Annotated in this window: 14 protein-coding genes; 10 read left to right on the forward strand and 4 right to left on the reverse strand. The window is 45.8% G+C overall.

All coding sequences use genetic code 11. The annotated features are described in order from the left end of the window. The first annotated feature begins 83 nt into the window (after positions 1–83). From FW758_RS09385 to rnd, 6 genes are all read left to right on the forward strand, one after another. A complete protein-coding gene (locus tag FW758_RS09385) occupies positions 84–398 on the forward strand; it encodes a hypothetical protein (RefSeq protein WP_006081355.1) in 315 nt (104 codons plus the stop codon). Then, positions 391–1119, forward strand: coding sequence for a M50 family metallopeptidase (locus tag FW758_RS09390; RefSeq protein WP_006086386.1), 729 nt, complete (start codon positions 391–393; stop codon positions 1117–1119). The genes FW758_RS09385 and FW758_RS09390 overlap by 8 nt, the downstream gene beginning before the upstream one ends. Before the next feature lie 210 nt (positions 1120–1329). Next, positions 1330–2142, forward strand: coding sequence for a class I SAM-dependent methyltransferase (locus tag FW758_RS09395; protein ID WP_446445244.1), 813 nt, complete (start codon positions 1330–1332; stop codon positions 2140–2142). Between the two features lie 21 nt (positions 2143–2163). After that, on the forward strand, positions 2164–3030 hold the full coding sequence (locus FW758_RS09400) for an alpha/beta fold hydrolase (protein WP_226059083.1): 867 nt from the start codon (positions 2164–2166) through the stop codon (positions 3028–3030). A gap of 201 nt (positions 3031–3231) precedes the next feature. Beyond that, a complete protein-coding gene (gene fadD / locus FW758_RS09405) occupies positions 3232–4905 on the forward strand; it encodes a long-chain-fatty-acid--CoA ligase FadD (protein WP_006081359.1) in 1674 nt (557 codons plus the stop codon). A gap of 70 nt (positions 4906–4975) precedes the next feature. Next, complete coding sequence (gene rnd / locus FW758_RS09410; protein ID WP_446445245.1) at positions 4976–6085, forward strand: ribonuclease D; 1110 nt, start codon at positions 4976–4978, stop codon at positions 6083–6085. A 138-nt stretch (positions 6086–6223) separates the two neighbouring features. Here the strand turns inward: rnd and minE are convergent, their stop codons facing one another. The 3 genes from minE to minC are packed head-to-tail and all read right to left on the reverse strand — an operon-like array spanning position 6224 to position 7986. Further along, positions 6224–6481, reverse strand: a complete 258-nt coding sequence (gene minE, locus FW758_RS09415) for a cell division topological specificity factor MinE (protein WP_006081361.1) — start codon at positions 6479–6481, stop codon at positions 6224–6226. A gap of 2 nt (positions 6482–6483) precedes the next feature. After that, positions 6484–7293 carry a septum site-determining protein MinD gene (gene minD / locus FW758_RS09420; protein WP_006081362.1) on the reverse strand — a complete coding sequence of 270 codons (810 nt, stop codon included), beginning with the start codon at positions 7291–7293 and terminating at the stop codon, positions 6484–6486. Positions 7294–7320: 27 nt separating this feature from the next. Continuing rightward, the gene (gene minC, locus FW758_RS09425) at positions 7321–7986 is read right to left on the reverse strand and encodes a septum site-determining protein MinC (protein ID WP_106650327.1); all 666 of its coding nucleotides are present in this window, start codon (positions 7984–7986) and stop codon (positions 7321–7323) included. A gap of 123 nt (positions 7987–8109) precedes the next feature. Between minC and FW758_RS09430 the strand changes: the two genes are divergently transcribed. From FW758_RS09430 to FW758_RS09440, 3 genes are read left to right on the forward strand one after another with little or no spacing between them, the layout of a single operon-like run. Continuing rightward, complete coding sequence (locus FW758_RS09430) at positions 8110–8388, forward strand: YcgL domain-containing protein (protein ID WP_006081364.1); 279 nt, start codon at positions 8110–8112, stop codon at positions 8386–8388. A 30-nt stretch (positions 8389–8418) separates the two neighbouring features. Beyond that, positions 8419–9531, forward strand: a complete 1113-nt coding sequence (locus tag FW758_RS09435) for a lytic murein transglycosylase (RefSeq protein ID WP_446445246.1) — start codon at positions 8419–8421, stop codon at positions 9529–9531. Positions 9532–9583: 52 nt separating this feature from the next. Further along, entirely contained in the window at positions 9584–10024 is a 441-nt protein-coding gene (locus FW758_RS09440; protein WP_006081366.1) for a YcgN family cysteine cluster protein, read from the forward strand. A 196-nt stretch (positions 10025–10220) separates the two neighbouring features. Here FW758_RS09440 and FW758_RS09445 read toward each other — a convergent pair whose 3' ends face one another. Beyond that, positions 10221–11741 (reverse strand): methyl-accepting chemotaxis protein, encoded by a 1521-nt coding sequence (locus FW758_RS09445; protein ID WP_446445247.1) that lies wholly within the window; start codon positions 11739–11741, stop codon positions 10221–10223. Positions 11742–12210: 469 nt separating this feature from the next. Here FW758_RS09445 and pheS point away from each other — a divergent pair, with 469 nt between their 5' ends. Beyond that, positions 12211–13194 (forward strand): phenylalanine--tRNA ligase subunit alpha, encoded by a 984-nt coding sequence (pheS, locus tag FW758_RS09450; protein ID WP_006081368.1) that lies wholly within the window; start codon positions 12211–12213, stop codon positions 13192–13194. The last annotated feature ends 4 nt before the right edge of the window (positions 13195–13198 follow it).

Here is a 13198-nt window from a genome sequence, read left to right on the forward strand (position 1 = left end):
CGATAGAATCTCAGGCAATTAATGCTAAGCATTCTTAACTATGAATGGCTTAACGATGAATAGTGCAAACTTAAGGCTTCTTGATGCAAGTTAATGTGAATCAAATGAGTTTGACGAATGCTGTAGCGAGTAATAGACCCGCTATCGCTCAGGGGCTAACCGCACCTGAATCGTCACGCCCAGTGATTGAGCAAGATGCCGTCGAAGCCCTTAGTTTAGAAACCCAGCCTAAAAGTAAAAGCGCAGCGGGAAATTTACAGTCAAGGCTCGGCGCCCACCTAGAGTATGAGCAAGACACGCGTGGCCATCAGGGGGCGATAGCCCAATATTTACAAACTCAACATGCCGCCAAACGCGATGAAATTCAGCAAATGGTTGGCGTGGACTTGTATGCTTGAACATCAACAAAAGCCTCCCCGTTCTACCTCGCGATTTTCCTCTTCTAAATTAACAGGTTTAGCCGCCAGCGGTGTACCAAGCCGTGGCTTGTTTATCATCGAGCTGGTGGTGGCGTTACTCATCACTCGCATTCCCTATTTAAGCGTGCCGTTTAAATGGCTTGAAAGCTATTTCCATGAATTGTCCCACGGCATTGCGACGATATTAAGCTCGGGCGTAGTCAGCCATATTCAATTGTTTCCTAACGGCGCAGGCTTTTGTTTTAGCCAAGGCGGTTCGCCGATGTTGATTGGCTTTGCTGGGTATTTTGGCGCGGCCTGTTGGGGATATTTAATCTACTTGCTCGCGACTTGGCCAAAAGGGATCCGCGTGAGCTTTGCCTTGCTGGGCGCTTTAGTGGTGCTAAGCGGCTTGCTTTGGGGAAGGGATATCCTCACGCTGGCGATTTTAGCCGTACTCACTATTATTTTGTTGTTACCGCTTAAACTCAGTCAAAACAAGATGCTGACCCAGTTTTTACGTATTATTGGCTTGATGATTATGCTCAATGCGCTGGCAAGTCCAACTGTGTTGCTCGGGCTTGATGGCCAAGGTGATGCGGTGATGTTGGCCGAACGTTCTTGGATCCCCGCTTGGATCTGGGTGGGACTTTGGTTATTAACCAGTGCCTGCGCCTTGTATTTTGCGTGGCGCCGTGTCGATAACGCTGCGAGTCGCTAATCCTTAAGGTCATTTAATACCTCAGGCGTATTGTGTTTCCTCTGGCTTTTTTCCGCTTTGCGTTTTATTGGTTTAGATAAAGGTGAATTGACTCATCACTTTGACCCATAACCACTTATGTCACTCAAACCTAGGTTTTACGACTTCTATTCCTTGGATTTTTGGCCATTGGCTGCTAGCTTAAGCCTTCGGTATCCATGGAGAATTACAATGAAAAAAGTCACCTTAGTTGCCAGTCTATTGCTTGCTGGTTTATGTTCGAGTGCTACCTACGCCGATGAGAGTTTAGATAAAGTCTTAAAAAGCGATTTTCGTCAGGCTAAAAATGCCAGTCGTGACGTTTATCGTCATCCCGCTGAAACCTTAAGTTTTTTTGGCATTACCCCAACACAAACTGTGATTGAACTCTGGCCAGGTAATGGTTGGTATAGCGAGATATTAGGGCCTTATTTAGCCAAAGAAGGCCAATATATCGCCGCCAGTTTTGAAACCGCTCCCGCGACGGACACGCCTGGAAATCGCTATCGTGCCAATGCTGGTACTAAGTATGCTGCGTGGATGACGGCTAATAAAGACGTCATGGGCAATGCCAAAATGGTCACTTTCGATCCCCCAAATAAGATGGACTTAGGCGCCGATGGCAGTGCCGATCTGGTATTAACCTTCCGTAATCTTCATAACTGGGCATCAAGTGATCAGTTAGAGAATGTGTTTGCTGCGTCATATAAAGTATTGAAAGACGGCGGTGTCTTTGGTGTGGTGGAGCATAGAGCCAACGAAGGGATGAATTTTAGCACTGGCTATATGGATCAAGCGGCCATGATTGCTCTAGCCAAAAAAGCCGGTTTCACCTTAGTTGAAAGCGCTGAAATCAATGCGAACCCCAAAGATACTAAGGATTATGCCAAAGGTGTTTGGACGCTACCGCCATCCTTTGCTTTGGGTGACACGGATAAAGAAAAATTCCAAGCGATCGGTGAAAGTGATCGTATGACACTCAAATTTGTCAAAAAATCATCTTAATCACCTGACACCAGAGGCATTATGTGGCAATCTCTCGCCCCCCAAAATCAAATCGAATTTGTATTACCTCATATTAAGGTCGCGGGCCGATTATGGGGGGCGAAGGATAAACCTTTATTACTGGCCTTACATGGCTGGTTAGACAACGCCAACAGTTTTGAGCCCTTAGCGGCACATTTACTCGATTATCAAGTGCTCGCCATTGATTGGCCTGGACATGGCTTTTCGGCACACAGGCCGGGGCATTATCCGCTGCATTGGATTGATTACTTGTATGATTTGGATGCACTGTTAACGGCATTACCGCAAAAGCCTGTGGCTATGGTTGGGCATTCGCTCGGTGGCATTATTGCCTCGGCGTATACGGCGACGTTTCCAGAAAAGGTCAACAAGCTGGTATTGATTGAAGCGTTAAGCCCCTTGTCTGAGTCGCCAACGCAGGCGAAAGCACGATTAAGGAAAAGCTTCTATCAACACGAGAAGTATTTAACCCAGAAGCATGGGCAGGCAAAAATTTACGATAGCATAGATACCGCAGTGCGGGCGAGGGCACATTTAACAGGACTTGCCGAACCTTGGTGTCGTCTGTTGCTCGAGCGTAATATGCAACCTGAAGGTGAGGGCATAGGTTGGCGCAGTGATCCTCGATTGAGATTAGATTCACCCCAACGGTTAACTTTTGCTCAAGTTGATGCCTTGATGCAGGATATCAATATTGAAACCTTATTAGTCTGTGGCAAACAAGGATTTAGCCAGTTGCAGACCGCCATACCTAAGGCGCGAACTTGGTTCAAACATTTGTCTGAACATATAATCGAGGGCGATCATCATGTGCATATGGACAATGCTGAAGGCGTTGCCCGCTTGATCCGCGAATTCGTTAAATAGGCTGCCTTTGCCGCCCTAAAAAAGACGCTAGGTTTTTTGTTTTTTTTATGTGATGATGATCAAAATTAAAACGCTCGTATGATTTATGACGAGTCAATCAATAACTATAAAATGTAAGCCGGTATTTTAACTCGGTATTTATCGAGTCTTGACGCTTGTATGGATATTGTTTCCGCAGTTGTGGGGATTTAGGAGAGAGTAGTGGATCAGCCTTGGATTAATCATTTGCCAAAAGATGTGCCTGCTGAAATTAATGTGGAGCAGTACTCATCGCTTGTTGATATGTTCGAAACAGCGGTGGCTAAGTATGAAGACCAACCTGCATTTATCAACATGGGTGCCACGCTAACCTATCGTAAATTGGAAGAACGCAGCCGAGCATTCGCCGCGTATCTACAAAATGAATTAAAGCTTGAAAAGGGCGATCGTGTCGCCTTGATGATGCCAAACCTGTTGCAATACCCGATTGCACTGTTTGGGGTTTTACGTGCCGGTATGGTGGTCGTTAACGTTAACCCGCTATATACCCCGCGCGAATTAAAACATCAGTTGATTGACTCGGGCGCCAAAGCCATAGTTGTAGTGTCAAACTTCGCCCGCACCTTAGAAGAAGTTGTCGAACAAACGCCCGTTGAAAGCGTCATTATCACCAGTTTAGGTGATCAATTAAGTGCGCCAAAACGCACCTTAGTGAACTTTGTGGTGAAGTACATTAAGAAGCTCGTCCCTAAATACGATTTACCGCACGCCTTATCGATGCGCGATACCTTATCAACTGGTCGTCGCATGCAATACATCAAGCCTGAAGTGACTAACGATGATTTAGCGTTTTTGCAATATACAGGCGGCACAACTGGGGTGTCTAAAGGCGCGATGTTGACCCATGGTAATATTGTCGCCAACGTATTGCAGGCCGATGGCGCTTATTCGCCCGCCTTAAACGATGGCAGCGAGTTTGTGGTAACGGCCTTGCCGCTGTATCACATCTTCGCGTTGACCGTGAATTGCCTGCTGTTTTTGCACAAAGGCAGCCAGAACTTACTTATCACCAATCCTCGTGATATCCCAGGATTTGTGGCCGAGTTGAAAAAGTATCCTTTCACTGCATTGACTGGGGTAAACACCTTATTTAACGCGTTAGTGAACAGTGATGATTTTTCCCAGTTGGATTTCTCGCGCTTAAAACTCTCTATCGGTGGCGGCATGGCGGTACAAAAAGCCGTCGCGGATAAATGGCAAGCTATCACTAAGACCCGTTTACTCGAAGGTTATGGTCTGACTGAAGCCTCACCTTTATTAACCTGTTGCCCATATAATTTAGATGGTTACAACGGTTCAATTGGTTTCCCTGCACCTTCGACACTTATTCAAATCCGTGACGATGACGGCAAGGTATTAGCCCAAGGCGAAACCGGTGAACTGTTCGGTAAAGGTCCTCAGGTAATGAAAGGCTATTGGCAACGTCCTGAAGAAACTGCCAAAGTGATTGATACCGACGGCTGGTTAGCCACGGGCGATATTGGTTACATGGATGAGAAAGGGTTCTTCTATATTGTCGATCGTAAGAAAGACATGATCTTAGTTTCAGGCTTTAACGTATTCCCTAATGAAGTCGAAGAAGTGGTCGCACTGCATCCTAAAGTGATTGAAGTGGCCGCTGTTGGTGTACCAAATGACGCCAGTGGTGAGTTAGTGAAGGTATTTGTGGTGGCAAAAGATAAATCTTTAACCGCTGAAGACATCATTAAGCACTGCCGTATTCATTTAACGGGATATAAAGTACCGAAGCTGGTAGAATTTAGGAACGAGTTACCTAAAACCAACGTGGGTAAAATCTTGCGACGAGAGCTTAGAGACGAAGCTAAGCGCGCGTAAGATTGAAGCCGGCATTTGCCGGCTTTTGTTTTTATGGACTGTGATTGACCCACAGGATCTGGAGAAGAATTTGTCAGCGTTTCAATATGTGAGTGATGAAGCAAGCCTTAATGCCCTCGTTGCCCAATATAAACAGAGTAAGATACTCGTGTTAGATACCGAGTTTGTTCGTACTCGTACTTATTATGCCAAGTTAGGTTTGATCCAAGCCTATGATGGTAAAACCTTAGCTTTGATTGATCCGGTGGCTTTACCTGATTTAGCCCAGTTTTGGGCGCTGTTATCGGACCCGAATATCGTTAAGCTTGTGCATTCCTGCAGTGAAGACTTAGAAGTGTTTGCCCACTATGGTAAATGTCAGCCTACGCCTTTGTTTGATAGCCAAATTGCCGCCTCTTTGTGTGGTATGGGCCATGGTGTAGGTTATGCCAAGTTAGTTGAAACTTGCCTGGGTGAAGTGATTGATAAAGGCGAGTCGCGTACCGATTGGATCCGCCGCCCGTTAACGGAAGCCCAGTTAAGCTACGCCGCTAATGACGTCTTGTACTTGTATCAGCTCTATCCTCAACTTGAAGCAAAACTCAGCGCCCAAGGGCGTTTAGCTTGGTTATACGAGGAAGGGGAAAGGATGACTCAGGGCAGGCTTGCCGATCCTGATCTCGACACGGCTTATTTGAAAGTGAAAAATGCTTTCCAACTGACCGAAATCCAATTGGCTTACCTTAAAGTGCTTGCTAAGTGGCGTCTTGAAAAAGCCTTAGTGCGTGATTTAGCCCTAGGTTTTGTGGTCAAAGATCATGGTCTTATCGCATTAGCGAAGAAGCAACCTAAATCCTCGGCCGACTTGTTTAAGCTCAATGATTTGACTGAGCAAGAAAAACGTATCCACGGCAAAGATTTATTACGTGTGCTGCAAACCGCTGATTTGGTCAATTTACCCGAGTTAGTGGATGTGCTGGCGTTGAAGTCGGGTTACAAATCGGCCTTTAAGGCAATTAAAAGCTGCTTAGTTGAGTTGTGCGAACAGCATGATGTGCCGCAGGAAATGCTCGGTTCTAAACGTCATATCCATGAGTTTTTGCAATGGCGTTGGGATAAGCAACAAGGGGATTGGCCCGCGGTGTTATGCGGATGGCGTGGCGAGATTGCCGCAGAGTCTTTGGCTAAGCTTGAAGTCTAAGGCTTTCAATCTAGCATTTAAAACTAGCGCGTGAAGTCTTGTACTTTATGCGCAGTATTTGGAAATTACCGATAGCGGAAAAACAGCCAACAAAAAGCGTCATCTTCCACAGAAGATGACGCTTTTTGCGTAATCGACTTATCTGTCAGGCAAAGTGACGTTAAGTTCGAGTACCGACAGGTTCGCGTCGTTTTGATCTAACTGCACAGAAACTTGATCATCAGAAATCTGCACATATTTGCGAATAACGGCGATGATCTCTTGTTTCATCTGCGGGAAGTAATCGGGAGTGTCCCTTTGTCCACGTTGATGAGCCACAATGATCTGTAGGCGCTCTTTAGCCATTACCGCAGTGCTAGGCTTTTTCTTGCTTTTGAAATAGTCGAGTAAAGACATAATTAGCTACCAAATATCCGTTGTAAGAAACCTTTCTTTTCTTCCGTAATAAAGCGTACTGGTACATCTTCGCCCAGTAAACGTGCAACTGTGTCACTGTAGGCTAAACCTGCATCACTTTCTTGATCGATAATCACAGGCACGCCTGAGTTAGAGGCTTTCAGTACCGATTGTGATTCAGGGATAACGCCGAGTAATTCAATGGCCAGAATCTCTTTCACGTCGTCGACACTCAACATTTCGCCCGATTTTACACGGCTCGGTGAATAACGCGTCAGCAGTAAGTATTCTTTGATAGGCTCAAGGTTTAGCTCGGCACGACGGGATTTGCTCTGCAGCATCCCTAAAATACGGTCTGAATCGCGTACTGAACTGACTTCTGGGTTAGTGGTCACAATGGCGATATCGGCAAAATACAGTGCCATCATAGCGCCTTGCTCAATCCCCGCAGGTGAATCACACAGAATAAACTCAAAGTCTTTGGCTAAATCGTCTAGAACACGGCCAACGCCTTCTTTGGTCAGCGCATCTTTATCACGGGTCTGTGAAGCGGGTAAAACGAATAACTTGTCGCAGCGTTTATCTTTGATCAGCGCTTGATTTAAATTGGCTTCACCATTGATCACATTAACGAAGTCATAAACCACACGACGCTCACAACCCATGATCAAGTCTAAATTCCGTAAACCAATATCGAAATCGATAACGACTGTCTTGTGTCCTTGCATGGCAAGACCAGTCGCAATTGCAGCACTCGATGTGGTTTTACCTACGCCGCCTTTACCTGAAGTGACAACAATAATTTGTGCCATGTTTCTCTCTATCCTTTGTTCTGCCATTTAGAGGGGCAATGATTCAACCATAAGTGACTCACCGTTTAGGCGAATGCAGCCACTTTTATCTGAGCTATGTTGTTGTAGATTTTCAGCGAGCCAATATTGCCCTGCTATTGAAACGAGTTCGGCTTCCAGAGAGTGGGCTATGATGACGGCGCTGGTATCGCCCGCCGCGCCTGCCATGGCTTTCCCTCGTAATGCGCCATAGATATGAATGCTACCATCTGCGATGACTTCTGCGCCATTGCCTACCGCACCAAATATGATTAAATCACCATTTTTTGCGTAGACTTGTTGGCCTGAACGAATATTTTGCTTCACTATCTTAGTTTGGCGCGGTGCTGGCGGTGGCGTACTGCTCTGTTTTCCGGCTTTGACTATGGCAAGGCCTAAGTCTTTTGCCTGTTTACTGAGTACGGTTGTCGCGCCCGTTATGCCAACAATCACTAATTGACGTGAGATCAGCAGATCCTTTAACGCACTTAAATTTAAGCTGTCGTGTTGGATCGCACTCAGATTGACGACTAAAGGAGCACCCAGAAAAAACTGAGGAGCTTGTGCCAACTTACTGTCTAATTCCGTCATGACAGCTTGTAAATCGCTGCTATTAATATGAAGCACTGAAAGAGTAAAAGAAGCGCCTTTTAACTCTAAGCTAGGTTTTGACATCCCGGCACTATTCTCCAGAAATCATCAGTCGGTTCGCTGATTTTACAATTAAATTACTAGGCGACCATGTTATAGTGTGCCCCATTGACTGGCAAGTTTGAACTATTGGATATTTGTACTCTTATGCTATGTGCCGTTTATAAAAGTAGCCGAAAGGCTGATACTTATTTATTTGTGAAGAAAAGAGATTGTTTTGATGATGTTCCAGCGCCTTTGATGGAAATGTTCGGCGTGCCAAAGCTGGTGATGGTGTTTCCTATTGCGAAACGTGATGCGTTAGGCATGGCAGATATTCAAAAGGTGAGAGCTGCGATGGAAGAAAACGGCTTTTATTTACAAATTCCACCTCCTCAGGTGAATTTATTGGCGGAGCATAAACTCAGTCTTGGGATCAAAGATTAAGCCAATAGCATAAAAATAACAGGAAGGTATATGCATCGATACCGTACTTATCTAACCCAAGCTTATCAAACCAATACTTACCCAGTTAAGGTTTGTCACTTTGGGGTTTATCAGAATAAGCTTTATCGACTCGCAGCATATATCTTCGCTCCCATCAGGGTATTTGTCTGTTTCATCATTTGGCTGAGTGCGTGCAGTTTGCCAGCCATGGCGCAGCAGTCGGATGAGAAAATCAGCTTTAGTGATTATTTAATTCAGTTAAAGCAAGAAGCCCGTCTTCAGGGCATCAGCCAAACGACCTTAGATTTAGCCTTTCCCCAGATCAAACTCTTCAAAAAAGCCCGAGCGACAGACAGCCTCCAGACTGACAAAACTCACAACCTCGATACTTATCTCGCCGACACTGTGCCCGAGTGGAAAGTTGACACCGCACGTGTACTATTTAAAGAGCATGAACAACAACTCAACGCCATCGCCAGCCAATACGCTGTTCAGCCACGCTTCTTAGTCGCGCTCTGGGGGCTTGTCTCCGACTTTGGTGAAGCTTCTGGCGATTATCCTGTGCTATCTGTGACGGCGTCACTGGCCTTTGGCGGCGAGCGCGAAGCTTTCTTCAAAAAAGAGTTTATGGCAGCGCTCAGCATAATGGATAAAGATCATATCGGTTTTCAAGATCTTAAAAGTCGTTGGAATGGCGCCATGGGACAAACGCAGCTGATGCCAACGGATTATCTTGCCTATGGGCAGGACGGCGATGGTGACGGTAAGAAAGACATTTGGCACAACACACAAGATGCGTTTGCCTCCGCGGCGTATTTGCTACAGCAACTCGGTTGGAACGGCGATGATACTTGGGGGCGACAAGTACAAGTGCCTGCAACGCTTGATTTGGCAGTCGCTGGATTAGATAAACCCCAGTCCTTAGCCCAGTGGCAAACTCTCGGTATTCGCAAGTTTGATCATACCGATTTGCCGTCCCGCGAAGACATCAACGCCTCGCTAATCATGCCCGATGGTGTTACCGGTCGAAAATACCTCGTTTATGGCAATTACCGCGCCTTAATGCACTTGCAGAATACCGATTATTTCGGGATTTCTGTCGCGCATCTGTCCGAGAGAATAAAGTATCCGCCGATAAACTAGTGTAAAATAGCCCGCATTAAGCGGGCTTTTTATTGAGAAGATACAGTTAATCATGGCATTTTGGCAGAGCAAAACATTAGCGCAGATGAGCGCAACCGAGTGGGAATCCCTGTGTGACGGTTGTGGTAAATGTTGTTTAAACAAGTTGATAGATGATGAAACCGAAGACTTGTATTACACCAATGCGGCCTGCCTCTTACTCGATCATCAAACGGCGGGCTGTCAGCATTACAGTGACCGTTTCACCCATGTCCCTCAATGTACTGTGATCACGATTGATAATATCCATGAGTTAACTTGGCTTCCCGACAGCTGCGCATATCGCCGCCTAGCGGCAGGACGTGAGCTACCGAGCTGGCATCCGCTGCTGACTGGCTCTAAAGAAGCGATGCATTTAGCGGGCATGTCGATCCAAGGTAAAGTAGTCGATGAAAGACGCGTGAAGGATATTGAAGATCATATCGTGCTATGGCCACTCAAAGATGTGGATTAACAGACGTGGATTAATTTTTGCCTTAGCGAAGTAGATTGAAAAGTGACTTATTGATTGAAACGTTGCTGGTTGATTGAAACAACAGTAGTTCATTGGACCGTTACCGTCAGAATGAAAAAACAACAAGGGAGCGATTATCGCTCCCTGGTGCATTTTTGGTGTTAAGTGAATTTAAACTTTGTTAAATAATCTTTGGCTAGATTTTTAATCCCACCATCAACTGATCCAGTTGCCCAGCTGTTGCTTGCAGCTCATCACAACCTGAAACCGACTGGTTCGCCGATTGCTCCACATCGTGTGATTGGTTGCGAATTTCCATCAGGTTAGTCGCAATCTCGTTGGCCACTGCCGATTGCTCTTCGGCCGAGGTGGCAATTAGCACACTCATTTCAAACACTTTGTTACTGTGGTGGGCGATAAACTCTAAGTCTTTACCCGTTTGCAGTACGTGTTGTTTACCTTCATCGGCTTGATTCACTGTACGCGACATCACTTGGGTTAGATTGCGCGTACCCGACTGCAGTGATTCGATCATGGTTTTGATCTCAACCGTTGCGGCCTGAGTGCGGCCCGCTAAAGTACGTACCTCATCGGCCACCACGGCAAAACCACGGCCTTGTTCACCGGCGCGCGCCGCTTCAATCGCTGCGTTGAGGGCGAGTAGGTTGGTTTGCTGGGAAATCGCATTAATAGTTGATACCACTTCATCAATTTTACTGGCGTTGTCATTGAGAACGCCCACCGCATTTGAGGCCGCAGAAATTTCATCCGATAACACGTCAATAGCCTTGACTGTGGTTTCAATGTCTTTACCGCCAGCGCTAACCTGTTGATTGGCTTCTTGGGTTTCGGCAGAAGATTGTTCAGCATTACGGGCAACTTCCTTCACTGCAGCGGTCATTTCTTCCATTGCCGTTGCTAGGGAATCCAAATGTTGTCTCTGGTTCACCGCCAAAGATTGACCTTGCTGCGCTGTGCTACGAAACGAGGAGACTACCTCACGGATTTTTGTTGTCGATTCTGCGATTTGTTTCACTAACAGATGTTGACGTTCAACTAAGGTATCTATGCTGATAGCTAAGATACTGAACTCGTCTTTTACTTCGAAGAAGTTTAAACGCCCAGTTAAATCGCCCGATGCGGCCCGTTTTAATGCCATCACTGTGGTATAAAGTGCGCCGCCCACGAAGGTCGAAATGTAGTAGCTAAATAAAAACAACACAAATAGAAGCGCCGCCATCAGGCCGTAAACCAGCAAGTTATCTTTGGCGAGCAGGGCATCAATTTCTTTGCTGTCGAAGGGAATAATCGTGATCAGGTTTTGATCGTTAACGCGACTCACAGCTCGAGGTTGCTTACCGCTATCATCAATACCGCCACCGCTGCGAGCTAAGGATTGCGCTTTGCTGTCGGCTTCATTCACCGAAATAATGCTGACATTGCCTTTGATTTCGCGACTTAGCTGGCTAAGGATAGTTTGGCGTTCTTGCTCTGGTAGTTTGTTATATAAGGTGCCCGTGACTTGGTTGATTTGTTGTGACGCATTTTGTAGACCGTTGAGCTGTCCTTGCACTAAGGTTTGCTGGGATTGGTTATCAAGAAAAATCGCCAGTCCAACAATCATTAGCATGGGAACGATAGAGAGAATAGCGAATTTAGTTTTTAAGGTCATATGGATAAGATATTGATCTATCCAGCGAAACTTTACTTCTTTCATGAGTGCCTCGATAAAATGGGCTGTGAACCGAATGTATATCGGTCAGTTTGCCATAGACTTGATAGTTTTCTGTTTTGTAATGATTTATATCGCTAATGTAGTCTAATTGCAGTCGTTATTGTGTTGTTTGCTGCAATTTTGGCAGGGTACAGACATTAGTTTACAGTTTAGTTACAAATGCTGCTAGTGGCTGAATAGAGAACTTGTTTCGGTCAGAATTGAGGTTTGGATTTCACCTTGAGCAAAACTCAGGCTCTGAACTGGGGTAACACATGAATTTGCATGATAAAAACCCCCAATAAGCCCTAGTAATATGCCGCTCGCTCGCGTAAAATTTCTATCCTTTTATTTCGTTATAGCTAGCAAAGCGTCTGGCATTAACGCCCGATAACCTGAGCACCCAAATAGCCTGAAAGTTTGGCGCCCATAGCACTTGTTTATCAAGCGCGACTATGCAGTGGAAGAGAAAATGCAGCAGTTAACTGAGATCGTAGAACAAGCCTTAGTCATTATTGACCAGGCCAGTGATCTAAAAGCACTGGATGATATCCGTGTCGATTACCTGGGAAAGAAAGGTAAGATCACCGACATGATGAAAATGATGGGTAGCTTAAGCCCTGAAGAAAAGCCAGCCTTTGGCCAAGCGGTCAATGATGCTAAACAGGCGATTCAACAAAAATTAACTGAGCGCATCGATGGTCTGAAGAGTTCGGAACTGGAAGCCAAATTAATCGCTGAAAAGATTGATGTGACTTTGCCAGGCCGCACCCAAGAGATCGGTGGCTTACATCCAGTGACGCGTACCATTGAACGTATCGAAACCTTTTTCGGGGAATTAGGGTTCTCGGTAAAGCAGGGTCCTGAAATTGAAGATGATTTCCACAATTTCGATGCGCTGAATATCTCTGAGCACCACCCAGCCCGTGCCGATCATGATACCTTTTATTTCAATCCTAAACTGATGCTGCGTACCCAAACCTCGGGCGTGCAAATCCGTACTATGGAAACTGAAAAGCCACCATTACGCATTATTTCACCGGGTCGTGTTTATCGTAACGATTACGATCAAACGCATACGCCAATGTTCCACCAAGTGGAAGGGCTGTTGGTTGATGAGCATGTGAACTTTGCCGAATTGAAAGGCATTTTGCATGACTTCCTGCGTAACTTCTTCGAAGAAGATCTGCAAGTGCGTTTCCGTCCATCTTACTTCCCATTCACTGAACCTTCAGCCGAAGTGGACGTGATGGGAAAAAATGGTAAATGGCTAGAAGTGCTTGGCTGCGGTATGGTACATCCGAATGTGCTGCGCAGTGTTGGCATAGATCCAGAAAAATACTCTGGTTTTGCTTTTGGTATGGGTGTCGAGCGCTTAACTATGTTGCGTTACGGCGTAAACGATTTACGTGCGTTTTTCGAAAACGACCTACGTTTCCTGAAGCAATTTAAATAACGGA

The sequence above is a fragment of the Shewanella sp. 1180_01 genome, from assembly GCF_052850535.1.

Excerpts from the sequence above, each read along its gene's own strand:
- FW758_RS09385 (WP_006081355.1), top strand. The coding sequence starts at position 84 with ATGCAAGTTAATGTGAATCAAATGAGTTTGACGAATGCTGTAGCGAGT.
- FW758_RS09390 (WP_006086386.1), top strand. The coding sequence starts at position 391 with ATGCTTGAACATCAACAAAAGCCTCCCCGTTCTACCTCGCGATTTTCC.
- FW758_RS09395 (WP_446445244.1), top strand. The coding sequence starts at position 1,330 with ATGAAAAAAGTCACCTTAGTTGCCAGTCTATTGCTTGCTGGTTTATGT.
- FW758_RS09400 (WP_226059083.1), top strand. The coding sequence starts at position 2,164 with ATGTGGCAATCTCTCGCCCCCCAAAATCAAATCGAATTTGTATTACCT.
- minE (WP_006081361.1), bottom strand. The coding sequence starts at position 6,481 with ATGTCTTTACTCGACTATTTCAAAAGCAAGAAAAAGCCTAGCACTGCG.
- minD (WP_006081362.1), bottom strand. The coding sequence starts at position 7,293 with ATGGCACAAATTATTGTTGTCACTTCAGGTAAAGGCGGCGTAGGTAAA.
- minC (WP_106650327.1), bottom strand. The coding sequence starts at position 7,986 with ATGTCAAAACCTAGCTTAGAGTTAAAAGGCGCTTCTTTTACTCTTTCA.
- FW758_RS09430 (WP_006081364.1), top strand. The coding sequence starts at position 8,110 with ATGCTATGTGCCGTTTATAAAAGTAGCCGAAAGGCTGATACTTATTTA.
- FW758_RS09435 (WP_446445246.1), top strand. The coding sequence starts at position 8,419 with ATGCATCGATACCGTACTTATCTAACCCAAGCTTATCAAACCAATACT.
- FW758_RS09440 (WP_006081366.1), top strand. The coding sequence starts at position 9,584 with ATGGCATTTTGGCAGAGCAAAACATTAGCGCAGATGAGCGCAACCGAG.
- FW758_RS09445 (WP_446445247.1), bottom strand. The coding sequence starts at position 11,741 with ATGAAAGAAGTAAAGTTTCGCTGGATAGATCAATATCTTATCCATATG.
- pheS (WP_006081368.1), top strand. The coding sequence starts at position 12,211 with ATGCAGCAGTTAACTGAGATCGTAGAACAAGCCTTAGTCATTATTGAC.